A 19,832-nucleotide genomic window follows, 5' to 3' on the forward strand; every position below is an offset into this window, starting at 1 on the left:
GAAGTCGGATGCCCGCACAGCTGTCGGCTGACATCGTGGTGATCGGCTCGGGCATCGTCGGCGCGCTGGCCGCGCGCCGGCTGGCGCAGCAGGGCGCCTCGGTGCTGATCCTGGAAGCGGGACCGCGGCTGGAACGCGCCCGCATCGTCGCCGCGTTCCGCAACTCGCCGTTGAAAGGCAACTGGATGGCGCCGTACCCGCCGTCGCCATGGGCGCCGCATCCGATCTACGTGCCGCAGGACAACGGTTACCTGAAACAGGCCGGGCCGTATCCCTATCCGGCCGAGTACATCCGCGCGGTAGGCGGCACCACCTGGCACTGGGCCGCGCAGGCGTGGCGGCTGGTGCCGAACGACGTGCGCATCAAGAGCCTGTACGGCGTGGGCGTGGACTGGCCGCTGAGCTACGAGGAACTCGACCCGTGGTACCAGGAGGCGGAGGAAATCCTCGGCGTGGCTGGCGCGGACAACACCGGCTCGCCGCGCCAGCACCCGTTTCCGATGGAGCCGGTGGCCGAGCCGTGGTCGATGCGCCGCTTCCGCGAACGGCTGGCTCCGACGTACCCGGTGGTCGCCAACACGGTGGCGCGCAACAGCCGCGGCTACGACGGACGACCGGCCTGCGTGGGTAACAACAGCTGCCAGCCGATCTGCCCGGTCAACGCGCAGTACCTGGGCATCAACGCGGTGGAAGCGGCCGAGGCGGCAGGCGCGAAGCTGGTGCCCAACGCGGTGGTCTACCGCATCGAGCACGATGTCGGCGGCCGCATCGTGGCGGTGCACTACTACGCGCCGGACAAGAGCGAGCACCGCGTCACCGGCAAGACCTTCATCCTCGCCGCGAACGGCATCGAGAGCCCGAAACTGTTGTTGCTGTCGGCCAGCAGCAAGTACCCGAACGGGCTGGCCAACAGCTCCGGCATGGTCGGCCGCCACCTGATGGACCACCCCAGCACCTCGCTCACCTTCTACGCCGACGAGGAACTGTGGCTGGGCCGCGGCCCGCAGAGTCCCAGTTCGATCAACACGCTGCGCGACGGCGCATTCCGCAGCCAGCACGCGCCGTACCGGCTGGATTTCACCAACATCTCGCAGGTGTATGGCGTCACCAACGACCTGATCAAGGAAGGTGTGTACGGCGCGGAGTTCGCCAGGCAGCTGCGCTGGCGCGCCGCGCGGCAGGTCAACGTGAAGAACGTGCTGGAGGTGCTGCCCAACCCCGACAACCGCATCGCGCTCAGTTCGGAGAAGGACGCCATGGGCATCCCGAAACCGGAGGCACACTACGCGATCGACGACTACACGCGCCGCGCCGCCGAAGTGTCCAAGGCCGACTTCGCCCGCATCGCCGAGCTGATGGGCGGCACCGGCCTGCGCTACAGCGCGGAAGGCCAGTTCGCCAACAACCAGCACATCACCGGCACGATGAGCATGGGCAACGATCCGGCCAGCTCGGTGGTCGATGCGTTCGGCCGCACGCACGACCACGAGAACCTGTTCGTCTGCAGCACCGGCGTGATGCCCACCGCGGCCACCATGAACTCCACGCTCACCGCGGTGGCGCTGGCGCTGCGCACCGCCGAGCACATCCTGCCGGCGAAACAGGCGCGCGCGGCCGCGGTGCACACCGGCCACGAGGCGGACCTGGCATGAACGCGCTGATCCGCCACCTTCCACTGCTCGCCCTGCTCGGCCTGCTCGTCGCCACGCCTGCCGGCGCCACCGACAACGCCGACGCCACCCTGCTGCAACGCGGCCAGTACCTGGCCACCGCGGGCGACTGCGTGGCCTGCCATACCGCGCCCGGCGGCCAGCCGTACGCCGGCGGGCTGACGGTACCCACCCCGGTCGGCAACATCATCAGCACCAACATCACGCCGTCGACCAGCGCCGGCATCGGCCACTACACCGAGGCGCAGTTCCGCGACGCGGTGCGCAAGGGCATCCGCGCCGACGGCGCCCACCTGTACCCGGCGATGCCGTACACCGCCTACGCGCAGCTCACCGACGACGACGTGCATGCACTGTATGCGTACTTCATGCACGGCGTGGCGCCGGTGGACAGCAAGCCGGCGCCGACCCGGCTGCCGTTCCCGTTCAACATCCGCCTGTCGATGGCGGCGTGGAACCTGCTGTTCCTCGACCGCCAGCCGTTCACACCCAACCCGGCCGAGAGCGCTGTGTGGAATCGCGGCGCCTACCTGGTACGCGGGCTGGCCCACTGCAGCACCTGCCACACGCCGCGCAACCTGCTGATGGCCGAACAATCGTCGCGCGAACTGGCCGGTGGCATGGTGGGCAGCTGGCACGCGCCGAACATCACCGCCGACGCGAACAGCGGCATCGGCAACTGGAGCGAACAGGACCTGGTCGACTACCTGCGGCTTGGCCACGCCCGCGGCAAGGCACAGGCGGCCGGGCCGATGGCCGAGGCGGTCGAGCACAGCCTGCAGCATCTCGAACCGACGGACCTGCAGGCGATCGCCACCTACCTGAAGACGGTCCCCGCGCAACACGACCCGGCCGACACCCGGCCCGTCGACGGCTGGGGCGCGGCGTTCGACGGGATCGCCGACCAGCGCGGCACCGCCCTGCCCGACGACGCGCAGCAGTGGAGTGGCGCGCAGCTCTACGACGCGCACTGCGCCAGCTGCCACCAGGCCAGCGGCGAAGGCAGCTTCGACGGCGGCCTGCCGCCGCTGTTCCACAACACCGCCACCGGCCGCGCCGACACCGCCAACCTGGTGCTGGTGATCCTCGACGGCATCCGCTGGCAGACCGGCGACTCCGGCGTGCGCATGCCGGGCTTCGCGCACGCGCTGTCCGATCAGCAGATCGCCACCCTCGGCAATTACCTGACGCTGCGTTACGGCAACCCTGCCGCACGGATCACCGCGACACAGGTCGCCAACCTGCGCAGCGGCGGCGCGCCATCGCACCTGGTCGCCCTGGTGCGGCTGGCGATGCTGGCGGTGCTGCTGCTCCTCGCCATCATCGTTCTATGGCTCCGGCGCAAACGGCGCCGGCCTTCCTCCGGCCAGGCCTGACCCTCATGCGCCATCCATCCTGCACGACCCGCGGCCTGGTATTCGGCGGCATGCTGCTGTGGCTGGGCACGCTGCCGGCGATGGCGCAGTCGACCGGCGACGATGGCTGGCTGACCCGGCCCACGCTGACCGGCGACTGGGGCGGCACGCGCAGCAGCCTGCAGGACGATGGCATCACCCTGCGCGCGCACTGGGCCACCGAAAGCGCGGGCAACCTCTCTGGCGGCCACGAGCAGACCGCGCGCTACACCCAGCAACTCGACGCCGGCGCGGATTTCGACCTCGACAAACTATGGGGCGTGCCGAACGCGAAGATCCAGTTCACCGTCACCGAGCGCGATGGCCGCAGCCTCAGCAACGATGCGATCGGCAACCAGTTCTCGGTGCAGGAGCTGTATGGCGCGGGGCAGAACTTCCGCCTCGCCGAGCTGAACTGGCAGCAGGATTTCCACGACCACCGCATCTTCATGGAACTGGGCTGGTCGCCGGTGGGTGACGACTTCGCGCGGCTGCCGGCGTTCTGCAATTTCCAGAACGGCATCATCTGCGGCCACGCCAACGCGATGACCACCAACAGCGGCGCGCACAACTTCCCCACCGCGCAATGGGGCGGTCACGTGAAGTGGCACGCCACGCCAGACTTCTACGTCAGCGTCGGCGCGTATCTCAACAACCCCAACGCCGGCAACAAGGACCAGGGCTTCAATCTCAGCCTCAAGCACCACGGCGTGTTCGTGCCGGTCGAACTGGGCTGGAGCAGCGGTCGCGGCGCCGGGCAGCTGCCCGGCGATCTCAAGTTCGGCGTGTACTACAACACTGCCGGCACGCCCGACGTCTATACCGACATCAACGGCCAGCCCGCCGGCCTCACCGGCGCCCGCTTCCTGCAGCACAACGGCCGCTCCGGCGGCTACGTGATCGCCGACCGCATGGTCTACCGCGAAGGCGCCGACTCCAGCCGCGGCCTGACCCTCGGCCTGATGGCCGGCGTCGGCGACAAGGCCACCGCCCGCTTCCGCGACTTCTGGGTGCTCGGCGGCCACTACCAGGGCACCTTTCCCGGCCGCGCCAACGACGTGATCTCGTTCATGCTCGCCAGCGGCCGCACCAATCCGCGCCTGACCCGCTACCAGCGCGACCGCGACAGCGTGGCGCCCGGCAGCGTCGGCATCCAGACTTATGAAAGCATCGCCGAAATCGACTACGGCGCGAGGATCACCCCCTGGCTGACCCTGCGCCCGAACCTGCAATACGTATTCCGCCCGGGCGGCACCGGCAACATTCCCGACGCCTTTGTCATCGGTTTGTATACGCAGGTGACGTTCTGAGCCGAAACCTGATGCCCGGCGTCGACTCGGCCAGCATCCGTTACCCGCGAGGCCTCCACTTCATGCGGCAGGTGCTGGTCGCAGCCCCGGGAAAACCGGGCCAGCCAGGACGAACAGCCAGACGACGAGCACGAACGGCAGCGTCAGCGCTGGCATGCCCAGCGGCTCCAGCGCCGCGGAGATGGCGGCAAACACCACCGCCGTGACGATCGTGGCAAGCAGCGTGTAAGCGGCAGAAGCCTTGTCCAGCACAAGGAACACACTGCCCAGGGCGATCGCCGTCAGCACGCTGTTGAAGCCGAACGCACCGGAGCGGATGGCGGGCTCGGCCGCGCCCATGCCCCAGGCCACCAGCAGGCCGATCAGGGAGCCCAGCAACGCGGTGACAAAGGCCCGGCGCGAACTGATCAGCAGGCCGATGGCGAACAGCACGCCGGTGATCACACTGCCCTGAAAGAACACCTGCGCGATGCCGTTGAACAGGCCTTCCAGCACCGTCGAGGTGGTTACGATGCCTTCCACGATGGCCGCCGCCCTAGGCAAGCCCGCGGTGGGCAGCACATGCGTCGAATGCAGCCGGCCAAAGCGGGCGCACGCCAGCAGAAAACAAAGCGCGGTAAAGACAAACGGCGCGGTGAGCACGGGCATCTTCCAGACATCGAACAACCGCAGCATCGCCGCCATCAGCACCGTGGTGCAGGCTGCGGCCAGAATCACATAGGCCCAGGTCAGCGCGTCCGGCTGCAAGAAATAGATGACGGCAATCGCCACGAGAGCGCCGTTGAAACCGAACAAGCCATCCCGCACGAGGGCCGGCTTCGCACCGAGCAGCATGGCCGTGGTCGTACTTGTCATGGTGCCGACCAGCACCGCGCATCCGAACAGCGTCGAGTTCCAGAAGATGCCGAGCAGGAACAGCACCCCCGCGTAGCTGTTGTTCTGCAACATGACCTGGCCGATGCCGCGCATGACGGTGTCGAGCAAACGCAGCAGGTTCTGCACCGGCGCATGGCCATCGAGCACCAGACCTGTTGAAGAGAGCCGCACGGGCATGGATGGAACTCCGCAGGTGGGAACGCATCCTAAAGTAGCAGCCTGCACGGGAAGCACCGCGAAAACTTCCCGGCGAAGCGATGCTGGCTTGCTGTCGAAACGACAACGGGCGCCGAGGCGCCCGTTGCTTTTACCGCATGACCAACCCGCTCAGAGCGAGTAGTACATCTGGAATTCCAGCGGGTGCGTGCTGGCACGGTACTTGGTCACTTCCTTCATCTTCACCTCGATGTAGGCGTCGATGAAGTCGTCGGTGAACACGCCGCCGGCCTTGAGGAAGTCGCGGTCCTTGTCCAGCGCTTCCAGCGCGGCGTCGAGGCTGGAGCACACCTGCGGGATGTTCTTCTCCTCTTCCGGCGGCAGGTCGTACAGGTCCTTGTCAGCCGGCGCGCCCGGGTCGATCTTGTTGATGATGCCATCCAGGCCGGCCATCATCAGCGCGGTGAACACCAGGTAGCCGGAGTTCATCGGGTCGGGGAAGCGCACCTCGATGCGGCGGCCCTTGGGGCTGGCCACGTACGGGATGCGGCAGCTCGCCGAGCGGTTGCGCGCCGAGTAGGCCAGCATCACCGGCGCCTCGAAGCCCGGCACCAGCCGCTTGTAGCTGTTGGTGGTGGAGTTGGCGAACGCGTTGATCGCGCGGGCATGCTTGAAGATGCCGCCGATGTACCACAGCGCGGTCTGGCTGAGGCCGCCGTAGAGGTCGCCGGCGAACAGGTTCTCGCCGTTCTTCGACAACGACTGGTGCACGTGCATGCCCGAGCCGTTGTCGCCGACCAGCGGCTTGGGCATGAAGGTGACGGTCTTGCCGTTCTGGTGCGCCACGTTCTTGATGACGTACTTCATCGTCAGCAGCTCGTCGGCCTTCTTCACCAGCGTGTTGAACCTCACGCCGATCTCGCACTGGCCGGCATTCGCCACTTCGTGGTGGTGCACCTCGACCTTCTGGCCCAGCGACTCCAGCACCTTGCACATGTCGGCGCGCAGGTCGCCCAGCGAATCGACCGGGCTGACCGGGAAGTAGCCGCCCTTCACGCCGGGACGGTGGCCGCTGTTGTTGCCGTCGTACTTGTAGCGCGACGACCACGCCGCCTCTTCCGAGCCGATCTCGTAGAACACGCGGCCGGGGTCGTTCTGCCAGCGCGCCGAGTCGAAGATGAAGAACTCCGGCTCCGGGCCGAAGAACGCGGTGTCGGCGATGCCGGTGGATTTCAGGAACGCCTCGCCGCGCTTGGCGATCGAGCGCGGGTCGCGGCCGTAGGCCTGCATGGTCGACGGCTCCAGCACGTCGCAGTGCAGGATCAGCTGGGTGTGCGAGCTGAACGGGTCGAGGTGGGCGGTGTCCGGGTCGGGCAGCAGGATCATGTCCGACTCGTTGATGCCCTTCCAGCCGGTGATCGAGGAGCCGTCGAACATCTTGCCGTCCTCGAACGTCGACTCGTCGATCGCATGGGCCGGGAAGGTGACGTGGTGGTGCACGCCGAGCATGTCGGCGAAGCGGAAGTCGACGAACTCGACCTCATGCTCCTGGATCAGGTCGAGCACTTTGTTGGCGGACATGGGGCAACCTCGAAGGTGGATGGTGACTGTTCTTTGGCAAGGTCCATGCCACCGGGCAGAACCCTTGTCTGACAACGGCTTGGCGGATGTCACGGTGACGGCAAGGCAGCTGCAAGCAGCATGATGGTGCAATATGGCTGGCACATTGCACCATCCTGGCTCTGTCATCACACCCGCCGACCGGCGGCCTCACCCATCGTAGGCGCTTTCGCCGTGCGAGGTAATATCCAGTCCCTCGCGCTCCGCCTCGTACGACACGCGCAGGCCGAACACCGCCTTCACCGCCAGGTAGGCCAGCACCGAAACCACACCACTCCAGAAGACGGTGATGCCCACGCCCAGCATCTGCACGCCGAGCTGGTGGAGCACCGAATAGTCCGCCGCGCCGGTGCCGCCCAGCGCCGGCGCGGTGAACACGCCGGTCAGCAGCGCGCCCACGATGCCGCCGACGCCGTGCACGCCGAACACGTCCAGCGCATCGTCCGCGCGCAGCAGCTTCTTCAGCCCGGTCACGCCCCACACGCAGCAGAAACTGGCCACGGCGCCGATCACGATCGCGCCCATCGGCCCCACCGTGCCGCAGGCCGGGGTGATCCCGACCAGGCCGGCCACCGCACCGGAGGCACCGCCCACCATCGACGCGTGGCCGCGCACCACCGCCTCCACCGCCAGCCACGCCAGCACCGCCGCCGCCGCGGCCAGCAGGGTGTTGATGAAGGCCAGCCCCGCGCCCGCGTTCGCCTCCAGGTTGGAGCCGGCGTTGAAGCCGAACCAGCCCACCCACAGCAACGCCGCGCCGACCATGGTGAACGTCACGTTGTGCGGCTTCATCGGCTCGCGGCCGAAGCCCAGCCGCGGCCCGACGAACCAGGCGCCGACCAGGCCGGCCACGCCGGCGTTGATGTGCACCACGGTACCGCCGGCGAAATCCAGCGCACCCCGGGCAAACAGGAAACCGTTCGGCCCCGCCCACACCATGTGCGCGATCGGCAGGTAGGCGAAGGTGAACCAGATCGCCACGAACAGCAGCACCGCGCGGAAACGCATGCGCTCGGCGAACGCGCCCACGATCAGCGCGCCGGTGATGCCGGCGAAGGTGGCCTGGAACGCCACGAACACGTACTCCGGCAGCGCCACGCCGGCGCTGAAGGTGGCCGCCAGCGTGTCTTTCGTCACGCCGTGCAGGAACAGCTTGTGGAAGTTGCCGATCACCGCGCCGCCGCCGCTGAAGGCGAGGCTGTAGCCGTACGCCACCCACAGCAGCAGCAGCAGCGAGAACACCGTCAGCACCTGCATCAGCACCGACAGCACGTTCTTCGCACGCACCAGGCCGCCGTAGAACAGCGCCAGTCCCGGCACCGTCATCAGCAGCACCAGCAGGGTGGAGGTGAGCATCCACGCCACGTCGCCCTTGTCGACCAGCGGCACGACCGCGGTGGCGTGCAGCATCGGCGCGGCCAGGGCCAGGGCCAGACCCGCACCGATGCCGCGATGGAACCTGAACTCTTTCATGGAAAACCTCGCGTGCTTCGGGTCAGAGGGCATCGGCGTCAAGTTCGCCGGTGCGGATGCGGATCACCTGCTCCACGCCGGTGACGAAGAGCTTGCCGTCGCCAACGTTGCCGGTGCGCGCGGCCCGCTGGATTTCCTCCAGCGCCGCGTCGAGCAGCTCGTCGGGCACCACCACCTCGACCTTGAGCTTGGGCAGGAAATCGACCACGTACTCGGCGCCGCGGTACAGCTCGGTGTGGCCCTTCTGGCGGCCGAAGCCGCGCACTTCCGTCACCGTGATGCCCGACACGCCGGCGAGCGCGAGCGCGTCGCGGACCTCGTCGAGCTTGTACGGGCGGATGATGCTGGTGATCATTTTCATGGATGGCTCCCGGTGGAATCTCTTTCAGAACGACCTGGCCACGCTCAGCAGCGCGGTGGCGCGGCCCAGGTAGTGACCGCGCGCATTGGTGTAGATCGACGCGTTCGCGTTGGTGTCGCAGTAACCCAGCGCCACCGACCAGCTGCTGCCGAAGGTCCGGGTCACGCCCAGCTTCCAGTCGCGGTACGAGGCGCCGGGCACGTTCGCCACGTGCTGGTGGCCGACGTGCGCGTTGAGCAGCCAGCCCGGTGCGAATGGCTGGTTCCACGACAGGTCCAGGTAGCCGCTATGCCCACTGCCGGCGTAGCCGAACAGGTCGGTGAAGGCGTACGAGTACTTCAGCGACACGCTTTTCCAGGCCAGCGCGACATAGCCCTCGGTGGTGTCGGGCAAAGTGAAGCGCGCCGGGTAGCTGCCGGGGTACTGGTAGCGGTACACGCCAACGTCATAGCTCCAGCCGCCGCCAAGGCTGCCGCGCCAGCCGCCGTAGAGGTCGAGCTCCACGCTGCTGGAAACCGGCGCCGCGGAGGTCGAGGCATCGGACAGCCAGCTGACATTGCTGCCCCAGCCGCCCACGTACCAGCCGCTGGCATGATCGAATTCGACGCCGGCCTGCACAGCAGGCTGGTGGTTGGTCTGCGAGAGCCCGCGAAAAAGGTAGTCGCTGACCGCGCCGGCGCTGCCGAGCCACTGGCTGGCTGGCACTTCGTCCGCCTGCGCCGGCACCGGGCCGGAGGCGGCGCAGCACAGCACGATGGCCGACGCGGATATCCAATTTCGTTTCATCGTCGGCCACGCCCCTCGGTGATGGCGTTGCGGTGATGGCCGTCCAGACGTCCAGACGTCCATGGGCTACCGCGACATGTCCATGCGACCGCATGGCTCATCACCACCTCAGCAAGCCACGTGCCATGGGCGGAAGCCGTTGCCGTGGCTGCATCGGCGCCGCCGTGACGGACCAGCCGCGTCCCGCGTTAGCACCATCTGCACCCGTCGCGGCGGCCGGTTTGCACTGTTCCGGTGCGCGCGGTGCGGCGGGCCGCCCAGCCCGCGGCCACCCGGCATAAGGGCAAAACCCGTAAGCTATGGCGCTTCATGCCGGCGATCCGTTCGACGGCGCGTTCCCACCCCGCCAACGGACCCGCCCGTGACCGACCTGCTCCACGTCATCCTGCTCGGCATCATCGAAGGCATCACCGAATTTCTGCCGATCTCCTCGACCGGCCACCTGCTGATCGCGGAGAAGTTCGGGCTGGGTGCGCGCTCGGATCTGTTCAACATCGGCATCCAGGCCGGCGCGATCCTGGCGGTCACGCTGATCTACTGGAAGCGCATCTGGCAGCTGCTGACGCAGTGGCGCGACCCGGCCAACCGCGACTACCTGCTGAAGCTGGTCGTGGCCTTCCTGATCACCGCCGTGCTCGGCCTCATCGCGGTGAAGCTGGGCTTCAAGCTGCCCGAGACGGTGACCCCGGTCGCCTGGGCGCTGGTGATCGGCGGCCTGTGGATGATCGCCGCCGAGCGGCTGGCCGCGCGCCAGCCCGAGCGCAGCACGGTGACATGGAAGGTAGCGATCCTGGTCGGCATTGCCCAGATGATCGCCGGCATCTTTCCCGGCACCTCGCGCTCGGCCGCGACGATCTTCGCGGCCATGCTGTTCGGCACCAGCAACCGCGCGGCGGCCACCGAGTTCGCCTTCCTGGTCGGCATTCCCACCATGTACGCGGCCACCGGCTACGAGCTGCTGAAGGTGGTGAAGGACGGCGGCGCCGCGCACGAGGACTGGAGCGCGCTGGTGGTCGGCTTCGTGGTTTCGGCGATCGTGGCGTTCATCGCGGTGAAGTGGCTGCTCGGCTACATCCGCAGCCACACCTTCACCCCGTTTGCCATCTACCGCATCGCCTTCGGCGTGGCGCTGCTGTTGCTGGTGCCGGCCGGCGCTTGAATCTGCCGCGGCCGGGCGCACGGCCGCGAAGGAAGCTCTACGCCGCTTCGGCCGGCGCCTTCCCGCGCGCCGGCTTCGGCACCATCTTCAGCGCACCGATCGCATCCTGGCCTGGCTGGTTGGTGCGATCGAACAGCTCGCGCACCCATTCGATGAAGGCCTGCACGCGGGCCGACAGGTGCTTCTTCTGCGGGTAGACGATCCACACCGGCTTGCCGGTGGAGTGGGTGTCGGTCATCACCCGTTCGAGCATGCCCTTCTCCAGCAGGCACGCCGCCAGCATGCGCGGCACCTGGGTGATGCCCAGGCCCGCCGCCACCGCCTGCAAAACCGATTCGCCGTCGTTGATCAGCATGTGCGCGTCGATGTCCACGCTCATCTGCCCGCCCGGTGTGTCGAACTGCCACTGGCGCGGACGGCCATTCGGGTAGACGTAGTTGATGCAGCGGTGATCCTTGAGGTCCTCGATGCTGCGTGGCGCACCGTACTTGCGCAGGTACTCGGGCGAGGCGCACACCACGTTGCTGAGGTAGCCGATCTTGCGCGCGATCAGGCTGGAATCCTCCAGCTCGCCGACGCGAATCGCGCAGTCCTGGCCCTCGCCGTTGAGATCCGCCGGCGAGTCGCTCATCGACAGTTCCAGCCGGATGTCCGGGTAGCGCTGCTCGAACTCGGTCAGGCGCGGAATCACCGCGGCGCGGCCCACCGACAACGAGATGCCCACGCGCAGCTTGCCGGTCGGCTTGCTGTTGGCGAAGTTCAGCGCCTCGGTGGCCTCGGCCAGGTCGGCGAGGATCTCCTTGCAACGCGCATGGAACGAGGCGCCGTCGTCGGTCAGCCGCAGCGAGCGGGTGGAACGGAACAGCAGCCGCGCGCCGAGCTGGGCTTCCAGCCGCGAGACGGCGCGGCTGACCCCGGACGGGGTCATGCCCAGCTGGCTGGCGGCGGCGGCGAAACTCTTGGCCTCGACCACGCGGACGAAGGTCGAAATGGCGGAAAAGTCTTCCATGGTTTCAATTCCTCGTCGATTCGTGACTGTGGCGCACGAGTGTAGTGCGCAAGAAACGGATTTTCTATACCGGTAAGTACACCTATTCTCTCGACCCTTCGCCGGGTTTCCCCTCCCCGGCCAACAAGGTGTTGGGAGCGCAAGATGAAAAAACAATGGATGCTGGTCCCCCTGGTCGCGGCCGGAGCCTTCGGCAGCTGGCTGCTGCTGCACGGCAACGACAGCCGTGCGCAAAGCCCCGCCGGCGGGCCGCCGCCGGAAGTGACAGTGGCGCAGGCGTTGACCCGCAAGGTCAGCGACAGCGCCGAGTTCACCGGCCGGCTGGAAGCGGTGAACACGGTGCAGGTGCAGCCGCGGGTTGGCGGCTTCGTGGAGTCGGTGCAGTTCCAGGAAGGCGCGCTGGTGCACAAGGGCGACGTGCTGTTCCAGCTCGACGCCCGCCTGTACCAGGCCGAGGTCGACCGGCTCGGCGCGAACCAGGCGCAGGCCCGCGCCGAGTTGAGCCTGGCCGAGACCAACCAGCGCCGCGCCGAGATGCTGCTGGCCCAGCACGCGATCGCACAGCAGGAAGCCGATCGCCAGGCCACCACCGCGCAGAGCGCGCGGGCGCAACTAGGCGCCGCCACTGCCGCGCTCGCCGCGGCGCGGCTGAACCTGGACTTCACCCGGGTGCGTTCGCCGATCGACGGCCGCGTCAGCAATGCCCGCGTCACCCCCGGCAACCTGGTCACCAGCAACGACGTGCTGACCAGCGTGGTCTCGGTGAACCCCGTCTATGTCTACTTCGACGTGGACGAGCAGACCTGGCTCAAGCTCGACCACCTGCGCGCCAGCGCGAAGCAGGCCGGCCACGACGCGCGGATCGAGGCGGCGATGGGCCTGGCCGACGAATCCGGTTACCCGCATGAGGGCCGCCTCGACTTCGTCGACAACCAGTTGCACACCGGCTCCGGCACGATGCTCCTGCGCGCGGTGTTCGACAACGCCGACGGCCTGTACACGCCCGGCCTGTACGCCCGCGTGCAGCTGCAGAGCGGCCAGGCGAAGTCGCGCGTGCTGGTGGACGACCGCGCCATCGGCACCGACCTCGGCAACCAGTTCGTCTACGTGGTCGACAAGGAACACAAGGTGCAATACCGCAAGGTCGACACCGGCGCGCTGTTCCACGGCCTGCGCGTGATCGACAGCGGCGTGCAGCCGAGCGACCTGGTGGTGGTGAACGGCCTGCAGCGCGTGCGGCCCGGCGTCCAGGTGAACCCGCAGAAGGTGGCGATGAGCTACCGGCTTGAGGCGGCCGACAAGGCGCTGGTCGAGCGGGGCATCGCCAAACCGGAATCGGCCGGAGAGCTGGCAAACGCGACCACGCCTAAGCCTCCGCAAGGTTGACGATGCACTCCCTCCCCTGCGACTGAAAGGAGTCCCCTTGCGGGACGTGCAGCAGGGGAGGGTTGGGGAGGGGTGAAGCCCTCCAGTTAGCCGCCAAGCCAAGAGCAAGAGCGTTACCCCCTCCCCACCTCCCCCTGCGCTGCAGGGAGAGGAGCAAAAGAAAGACCGAAGCCGCGAACCGGCTTCGTCGAGGACTCTTTGCATGAAAAACATCGCCCAATTCTTTGTCGACCGACCGATCATGGCCGCCGTGCTGTCGTTGCTGTTCGTGATCACCGGTTCCATCGCGGTGTTCAAGCTGCCGATCAGCGAGTATCCCGAAGTGGTGCCGCCCACCGTGGTGGTTCGCGCCGCCTACCCCGGCGCCAACCCCAAGGTGATCGGCGAAACCGTCGCCACGCCACTGGAGGAACAGATCAACGGCGTCGAGGGCATGCTCTACACCTCCTCGCAGGCGACCAGCGACGGCGCACTCACCCTGACCGTGACGTTCGCGCTGGGCACCGACCTCAACACCGCCCAGGTCGACGTGCAGAACCGTGTGGCGCAAGCGCTGCCGAAACTGCCCGAGGAAGTGCAGCGGCTCGGCGTGACCACGCAGAAGAGTTCGCCCGACCTCACCATGGTGGTGCATCTCACCTCGCCCGACCAGCGCTACGACATGCTGTACCTGTCGAACTACGCGCGGTTGCACGTGAAAGACGTGCTGGGCCGACTCGACGGCGTGGGCGACGTGCAGATCTTCGGCGCGGGCGAATACTCGATGCGCGTGTGGCTGGACCCGCAGAAGCTGGCGCAGCGCTCGCTCACCACCGGCGACGTGATCAACGCGATCCGCGAGCAGAACGTGCAGGTCGCCGCCGGTGCGCTGAACGCGCCGCCTGGGCCGTCCAACTCCGCGTTCCAGCTCAACATCAACACCCGCGGCCGGCTGGTCAGCGAGGACGACTTCCGCAACATCATCGTGCGCACCGACTCGAATGGTGGCGTCACTCATCTCAGTGACGTGGCCAAGATCGACCTGGGCTCGAACAACTACGCGCTGCGCAGCCTGCTCGACAACAAGCCTGCAGTGGCGCTGCCGATTTTCGCGCGGCCGGGCTCCAACGCGATCCAGATCTCCGACGAAGTACGCGCCACCATGGCGCAGCTGAAGCAGGATTTCCCGCAAGGGGTGAATTACTCCATCGTCTACGATCCGACCGTGTTCGTGCGCGGCTCGATCGAGGCAGTGGCACACACCCTGCTGGAGGCGATCCTGCTGGTGGTGCTGGTGGTGATCCTGTTCCTGCAGACCTGGCGCGCCTCGATCATTCCGCTGGTGGCGGTGCCGGTGTCGCTGATCGGCACGTTCGCGGTGATGTATTTGGCCGGCTTCTCGCTCAACGCGCTGAGTCTGTTCGGACTGGTGCTGGCAATCGGCATCGTGGTCGATGACGCGATCGTGGTGGTGGAGAACGTCGAGCGGCATATCGAACTCGGGCAGACGCCGCGCGAAGCCACTCGGCAAGCCATGCGCGAAGTCACCGGGCCGATCGTGGCGACCGCGCTGGTGCTGTGCGCGGTGTTCATCCCGACCGCCTTCGTCAGCGGCCTCACCGGGCAGTTCTACCGGCAGTTCGCGCTGACCATCGCGATCTCCACGGTGATCTCCGCGTTCAACTCGCTGACCCTGAGCCCGGCGCTGGCCGCCGTGCTGCTGAAGGGCCACGACGCGCCGAAGGACCGCCTCACGGTCTGGATCGACCGCGCGTTCGGCTGGCTGTTCCGTCCATTCAACCGCATCTTCCATCGCGGCTCCGAGCGCTACGTCGGCGGCGTCAAGCGCATCGTTGGCAAGGGCAAGCTGGCGCTGGTGGTGTATGCCGGTCTGATCGCGCTGACCTGGTTCGGCTTCTCGCACGTGCCGACCGGTTTCGTGCCGGGGCAGGACAAGCAGTACCTGGTGGCGTTCGCCCAGCTGCCCGACGCGGCCTCGCTCGATCGTTCCGAAGACGTGATCCAGCGCATGGGCGCGATCGCACTGAAGCAGCCGGGCGTCGAACACGCGGTGGCCTTCCCCGGCCTGTCGATCAACGGCTTCACCAACTCCACCAACTCCGGCATCGTGTTCGTCACGCTGAAGCCGTTCGAGGAGCGTCGCAGCGCCGATCTTTCCGCCGGTGCGATCGCCGGCGCGCTGAACCAGAAATTCGCCGCGATCCAGGACGCGTACATCGCGGTGTTCCCGCCACCGCCGGTGATGGGGCTGGGCACGATCGGCGGCTTCCGCCTGCAGATCGAGGATCGCAGCGACCGCGGCTTCGATGAGCTGTACCAGCAGACGCAGAACCTGATCGCCGCCAGCCGCAAGGACCCGGCACTGGCCGGGCTGTTCTCCAGCTTCCAGGTCAGCGTGCCGCAGGTGGACGCCGACGTGAACCGCGAGAAGGCCAAGGCCGAGGGCGTGAACCTGGGCGACGTGTACCAGACCATGCAGGCCTACATGGGCTCGCTCTACGTCAACGACTTCAACCGCTTCGGCCGCACCTACCAGGTCAATGTTTCGGCCGACCCGGCGTTCCGCCACACGCCGCAGGACATCCTGCAGCTGAAGACGCGCAACGCGCAGGGCCAGATGGTGCCGCTGGGTTCGTTCGTCACCGTGCAGCAGGGCGCCGGCCCGGATCGCGTGCAGCACTACAACGGTTACGCCACCGCCGAGATCAACGGTGGCCCGGCGCCGGGCTTCAGCTCCGGCCAGGCGCAGGCGGCGATGGAGAAGCTGGCGAAGGACAACCTGCCTAACGGCATCAGCTTCGAATGGACCGAGCTGACCTACCAGCAGATCCTGGCCGGCAACACCGCGATCCTGGTGTTCCCGTTATGCGTGCTGCTGGTGTTCCTGGTGCTGTCGTCGCTGTACGAAAGCTGGTCGCTGCCGCTGGCGGTGATCCTGATCGTGCCGATGGTGCTGCTGTCCGCGATCGCCGGCGTGTGGCTCTCCGGTGGCGACAACAACATCTTCACCCAGATCGGCTTGATCGTGCTGGTGGGGCTGGCATGCAAGAACGCGATCCTGATCGTGGAGTTCGCCCGCGAACGCCAGCACGAAGGCATGAGCCGTCACGAGGCGGTGCTGGAAGCAGCGAAGCTGCGACTGCGCCCGATCCTGATGACCTCGTTCGCCTTCATCATGGGCGTGGTGCCGCTGGTGACCTCGCATGGCGCCGGTGCCGAGATGCGTCACGCGATGGGCGTGGCGGTGTTCGCCGGCATGCTGGGCGTCACCATCTTCGGGCTGATCTACACGCCGCTGTTCTACGTCGTCATTCGCGCCCTGGTCGAGCGCCGCGAGGCGCGCGCGGCCGAACGTGCCGCCGCGCATGCGCTGCCAGCGCTGGAGAACCACTGATGAAAACCTTCATGCCCAACAAGCCATCGGGTCGTTCCACGCAGTCGCTTTCTGCTCGTCATTCCTGCGAAGGCAGGACAAACGCGAGCCATGCAAGCGTTGAACAGCCGAAGGCTGGCCCCGAAGCGGCGAGCGCAGCGAGTCATCGCACGGTTGCGCACCCCGGCATACGAGGAATTGCGATCCCGGCCTTCGCCGGGATGGCGATGGGGATTTTTCGAGCATCGTTGCTGGCCCTGACCCTCTCGCTGGCCGCCTGTGCCAGCGTGGGTCCTGACTACCACGCTGCAAAAATCGCCACCCCGCAGCTGCAGGGCCTCGACGCCACGCAGGAAAACAACGCGTCGTTCCAGGCCGCGTGGTGGAAGCAGTTCAACGATCCCGTGCTGGATGCGCTGATCCAGCGCGCCGCGGCCAACAACCTCGACCTGCGCATCGCGGTGGCGCGATTGCATGAAGCGCGGGCGCTGCTCGGCGGCGCGAAGTCCGACCAGCTGCCGACCATCGACACCGGCGCGAGCTACACGCGCAGCCGCGGCCAGCAGCCGGGCTTCGGCGAGCAGCGGCGCACCACCACCACCTACCAGGCCGGCTTCGATGCCAGCTGGGAGCTGGACCTGTTCGGCGGCGTGCGCCGTTCGGTGGAAGCGGCCGGCGCCGACCTCGGCGCCAGCGAGGCGGCGCTGCACGACGCGCAGGTCAGCCTGCTGGCCGAGGTCGCGCGCAACTATTTCGAACTGCGCGGCAGCCAGCTGCGGCTGGACATCGCCCGCCGCGACATCGACAACCAGCGCCAGACCGTGCACCTCACCGAAGTGCGCCAGCAGGTCGGCACCGGTTCGGAGCAGGACGTGGCCAGCGCGAAAGCCCGCCTCAGCGCGGTGCAGGCGCAGCTGCCGCTGCTGCAGACGCAGGCCAGCGCCAGCGAATACCGCCTCGCCGTGCTGCTGGGCGAGCGTCCGGGCGAGCTCGACATCGACGTGTCGCCGAAGAGCTTCACGCCGATCGCTGCGACCTTGCCGATCGGCAATGCCGGCGACGTATTGTCGCGCCGTCCAGACGTCCAGATGGCCGAACGCGAATACGCCGCCGCCACCGCGCGCATCGGCGTGGCCAAGGCGGATTTCTTCCCGCACCTCAGGCTCGGCGGTTTCCTCGGTTTCCTGTCCGGACGCAGCAACGACTTCGGCAGCCCGTCGACACGCGCCTGGTCGCTAGCGCCCAGCATCAGCTGGGCCGGCCTCAACGTGCAGCGCGTGCGCGCGAACCTGCACGCCAGCGAGGCACGTGCCGACGCGGCGCAGGCGAACTACCAGCGCAGCGTGCTGGAGGCGATCGAGGACATCGACAACGCCGTCACCGGCTTCAACCAGCAACGCATCCGCGTCGATCAGCTGATCGAACAGGCCACGCAGAGCAAGCACGCCGCCGACCTGGCCCGCGTGCGCTACCAGGAAGGCGCCACCGGCTTCCTCGAACTGCTCGACGCCGAGCGCACCCAGCTCTCCGCCGAAGACGACCTGGCGCAGGCCGAGGCGGCGATCAACACCCGCGCCGTCGCCTTGTACAAGTCGCTGGGCGGCGGCTGGCAGGCCTGCGGCGACGAGCGCTGCAGCGCGGTGGCGCAGACCGGCGCCGCACCATGAGCCGGCTGGGCCTCCGCGTGCCGGCAAGCACGCCGGTCTACCGCGTGGCGCTGGTCAGCGGCGCCAACCGCGGCCTGGGTTTCGAGGTGGTACGCCAGCTCAGCGAACACGGCATCACCGTGCTGCTGGGCGCGCGCGACCTGGACAAGGGTCTGCATGCAGCACGCCAGCTCGCCGGCGCGCTGGGCGAGGTGATCGCGGTGCAGCTCGATGTCACGCAACAGGACCAGGTCGACACGCTGGCGCGCTGGATCGAGGTGACTTACGGCCGGCTCGACGTGCTGGTCAACAATGCCGGCGGCCACTACGACCACGACGCCCACGCCAGCCACGCCGACCTCGCGCCGGCGCTGGATGCGATGCAAACCCACCTGTTCGGCACCTGGCGGCTGAGCAGCGCGCTGCTGCCGCTGATGCGCCGGCACGGCTACGGCCGCATCGTCAATGTCTCCAGCAGTTGCGGCGCCAGCAGCTCGAACGGCGGCGCCTGCGTGGCCTATCGCACCTCCAAGTCCGCGCTCAACACCTACACCCGCACGCTGGCGGCCGAGCTGGAAGGCAGCGGCATCGCGGTCAACGCCGTGTGCCCGGGCTGGACCGCCACCGATCTCGGCGGCCCGGGCGGCCGCCCGGTGAGCGTCGGCGCCGCCGGCGTGGTGTGGGCCACCAGCCTGCCGACCCCGGCGCCGACCGGGCGCTTCTTCCGCGATGGCGAAGTGATCGCCTGGTGATCCGCGCACCTGCATCGAGGAATGGGCGCCGACCGCGCCGTGCTGCGAGTACAGCGCGTGCCAGCGGCCGACAGACTGAGAGGCGGTGCTTTTCAACCGCGAAGGCGCGGGCCGGGCGCGCGAGCGCCGAGGCATGGCCTCCAGCACTGTTGCACCCGACGCGGTGGTTGCACACTGCGGCATCAGGCATTACCACCCAGCGAGGCTCCACATGACTACCCGGGAAATCGTCGAACTGCAGCGCATCTTCCTGTCGCGACTGGACACCCTCGATCACATCCTCGACGTCGGCGAGAAGCACCTCGGCGATCTCGACGCGGCACTGACCGAGCGCCTGGCGCCGGACATGTTCCCGCTCGGCACCCAGATCGCCTTCGCCTGCAACCAGCCGCGCGGCTTCTCGCAGTGGTGCGCCGGCGAGCCGGTGGAGAACCTGTCGACGGAGGTCGCTTCCGTGGCAGTGGCGCGCGCCCACATCCGGCAGACCCGGGAACTCGTTTCCGGCATCCGCGCCGGCGACCACAAGCTGGATGAGATCAAGCGCATCGGCCTTGGTCCCGGCAAGTACTGCGAACTGCCCGGCCGGCAATACGCAAGCGAATACCTGCTGCCCAATTTGTACTTTCACGTCACCACCGCATACGCCATCCTGCGCAAGATCGGCGTGCCGCTGGGCAAGGCCGACTTCATGCATTTCCTGGCCCCGGGCGTGAAGCTGGAAACGCGTGCCTGAGCGCGCTGACGACGGGGCACGCGCTGGCCTTCGGCTTCTGGACGCTGCTGACGCGCTCCTATTCGCTCGGCGGCGGGCTGTCATCGATCAGCGAAGGCTACCCGCCGAACTGTTTGCGCGCGCTGAGC

Annotated in this window: 15 protein-coding genes; 9 read left to right on the forward strand and 6 right to left on the reverse strand. The window is 67.7% G+C overall.

All coding sequences use genetic code 11. From position 1 onward, the window contains the following. The first annotated feature begins 8 nt into the window (after window positions 1-8). From IMW82_RS16800 to IMW82_RS16810, 3 genes are read left to right on the forward strand one after another with little or no spacing between them, the layout of a single operon-like run. Window positions 9-1,652 carry a GMC family oxidoreductase gene (locus IMW82_RS16800; RefSeq protein ID WP_211005416.1) on the forward strand — a complete coding sequence of 548 codons (1,644 nt, stop codon included), beginning with the start codon at window positions 9-11 and terminating at the stop codon, window positions 1,650-1,652. Further along, a complete protein-coding gene (locus IMW82_RS16805; RefSeq protein WP_211005417.1) occupies window positions 1,649-3,046 on the forward strand; it encodes a cytochrome c in 1,398 nt (465 codons plus the stop codon). Before IMW82_RS16800 ends, IMW82_RS16805 begins: the two co-directional genes overlap by 4 nt. Before the next feature lie 5 nt (window positions 3,047-3,051). Further along, the gene (locus IMW82_RS16810) at window positions 3,052-4,374 is read left to right on the forward strand and encodes a carbohydrate porin (protein WP_244754409.1); all 1,323 of its coding nucleotides are present in this window, start codon (window positions 3,052-3,054) and stop codon (window positions 4,372-4,374) included. A 60-nt stretch (window positions 4,375-4,434) separates the two neighbouring features. On the opposite strand, the gene IMW82_RS16815 is transcribed toward IMW82_RS16810, so the two are convergent. The 5 genes from IMW82_RS16815 to IMW82_RS16835 form a co-directional block, all read right to left on the reverse strand. Next, window positions 4,435-5,427 carry an urea transporter gene (locus tag IMW82_RS16815; protein WP_108472236.1) on the reverse strand — a complete coding sequence of 331 codons (993 nt, stop codon included), beginning with the start codon at window positions 5,425-5,427 and terminating at the stop codon, window positions 4,435-4,437. 150 nt (window positions 5,428-5,577) lie between these two features. Next, a complete protein-coding gene (glnA, locus tag IMW82_RS16820) occupies window positions 5,578-6,987 on the reverse strand; it encodes a type I glutamate--ammonia ligase (protein ID WP_108472237.1) in 1,410 nt (469 codons plus the stop codon). A 189-nt stretch (window positions 6,988-7,176) separates the two neighbouring features. Next, a complete protein-coding gene (locus IMW82_RS16825; protein ID WP_211005419.1) occupies window positions 7,177-8,499 on the reverse strand; it encodes an ammonium transporter in 1,323 nt (440 codons plus the stop codon). 22 nt (window positions 8,500-8,521) lie between these two features. Beyond that, entirely contained in the window at window positions 8,522-8,860 is a 339-nt protein-coding gene (locus tag IMW82_RS16830; protein ID WP_108472239.1) for a P-II family nitrogen regulator, read from the reverse strand. A gap of 24 nt (window positions 8,861-8,884) precedes the next feature. After that, a complete protein-coding gene (locus IMW82_RS16835) occupies window positions 8,885-9,646 on the reverse strand; it encodes a TorF family putative porin (RefSeq protein WP_211005420.1) in 762 nt (253 codons plus the stop codon). A gap of 361 nt (window positions 9,647-10,007) precedes the next feature. Here IMW82_RS16835 and IMW82_RS16840 point away from each other — a divergent pair, with 361 nt between their 5' ends. Beyond that, a complete protein-coding gene (locus tag IMW82_RS16840) occupies window positions 10,008-10,805 on the forward strand; it encodes an undecaprenyl-diphosphate phosphatase (RefSeq protein ID WP_211005421.1) in 798 nt (265 codons plus the stop codon). 37 nt (window positions 10,806-10,842) lie between these two features. On the opposite strand, the gene IMW82_RS16845 is transcribed toward IMW82_RS16840, so the two are convergent. Then, window positions 10,843-11,814: a LysR family transcriptional regulator gene (locus IMW82_RS16845; RefSeq protein ID WP_211005422.1), complete on the reverse strand. Its 972-nt coding sequence runs from the start codon at window positions 11,812-11,814 to the stop codon at window positions 10,843-10,845. A 144-nt stretch (window positions 11,815-11,958) separates the two neighbouring features. Here IMW82_RS16845 and IMW82_RS16850 point away from each other — a divergent pair, with 144 nt between their 5' ends. The 5 genes from IMW82_RS16850 to IMW82_RS16870 all read left to right on the forward strand — a co-directional run bounded on the left by IMW82_RS16850 (window position 11,959) and on the right by IMW82_RS16870 (window position 19,704). After that, a complete protein-coding gene (locus IMW82_RS16850; RefSeq protein ID WP_211005423.1) occupies window positions 11,959-13,200 on the forward strand; it encodes an efflux RND transporter periplasmic adaptor subunit in 1,242 nt (413 codons plus the stop codon). A 202-nt stretch (window positions 13,201-13,402) separates the two neighbouring features. After that, the gene (locus IMW82_RS16855; RefSeq protein ID WP_211005424.1) at window positions 13,403-16,594 is read left to right on the forward strand and encodes an efflux RND transporter permease subunit; all 3,192 of its coding nucleotides are present in this window, start codon (window positions 13,403-13,405) and stop codon (window positions 16,592-16,594) included. A 200-nt stretch (window positions 16,595-16,794) separates the two neighbouring features. Further along, on the forward strand, window positions 16,795-18,240 hold the full coding sequence (locus IMW82_RS16860) for a TolC family protein (RefSeq protein WP_211005425.1): 1,446 nt from the start codon (window positions 16,795-16,797) through the stop codon (window positions 18,238-18,240). Beyond that, window positions 18,237-18,971 carry an SDR family NAD(P)-dependent oxidoreductase gene (locus tag IMW82_RS16865; RefSeq protein ID WP_211005426.1) on the forward strand — a complete coding sequence of 245 codons (735 nt, stop codon included), beginning with the start codon at window positions 18,237-18,239 and terminating at the stop codon, window positions 18,969-18,971. Before IMW82_RS16860 ends, IMW82_RS16865 begins: the two co-directional genes overlap by 4 nt. Window positions 18,972-19,182: 211 nt before the next feature. Next, complete coding sequence (locus IMW82_RS16870) at window positions 19,183-19,704, forward strand: DUF1993 domain-containing protein (protein WP_108472247.1); 522 nt, start codon at window positions 19,183-19,185, stop codon at window positions 19,702-19,704. Window positions 19,705-19,832: the final 128 nt, after the last annotated feature.

The organism is Rhodanobacter sp. B2A1Ga4 (genome assembly GCF_018101315.1).
Classification (GTDB): Bacteria; Pseudomonadota; Gammaproteobacteria; order Xanthomonadales; family Rhodanobacteraceae; genus Rhodanobacter; species Rhodanobacter thiooxydans_A.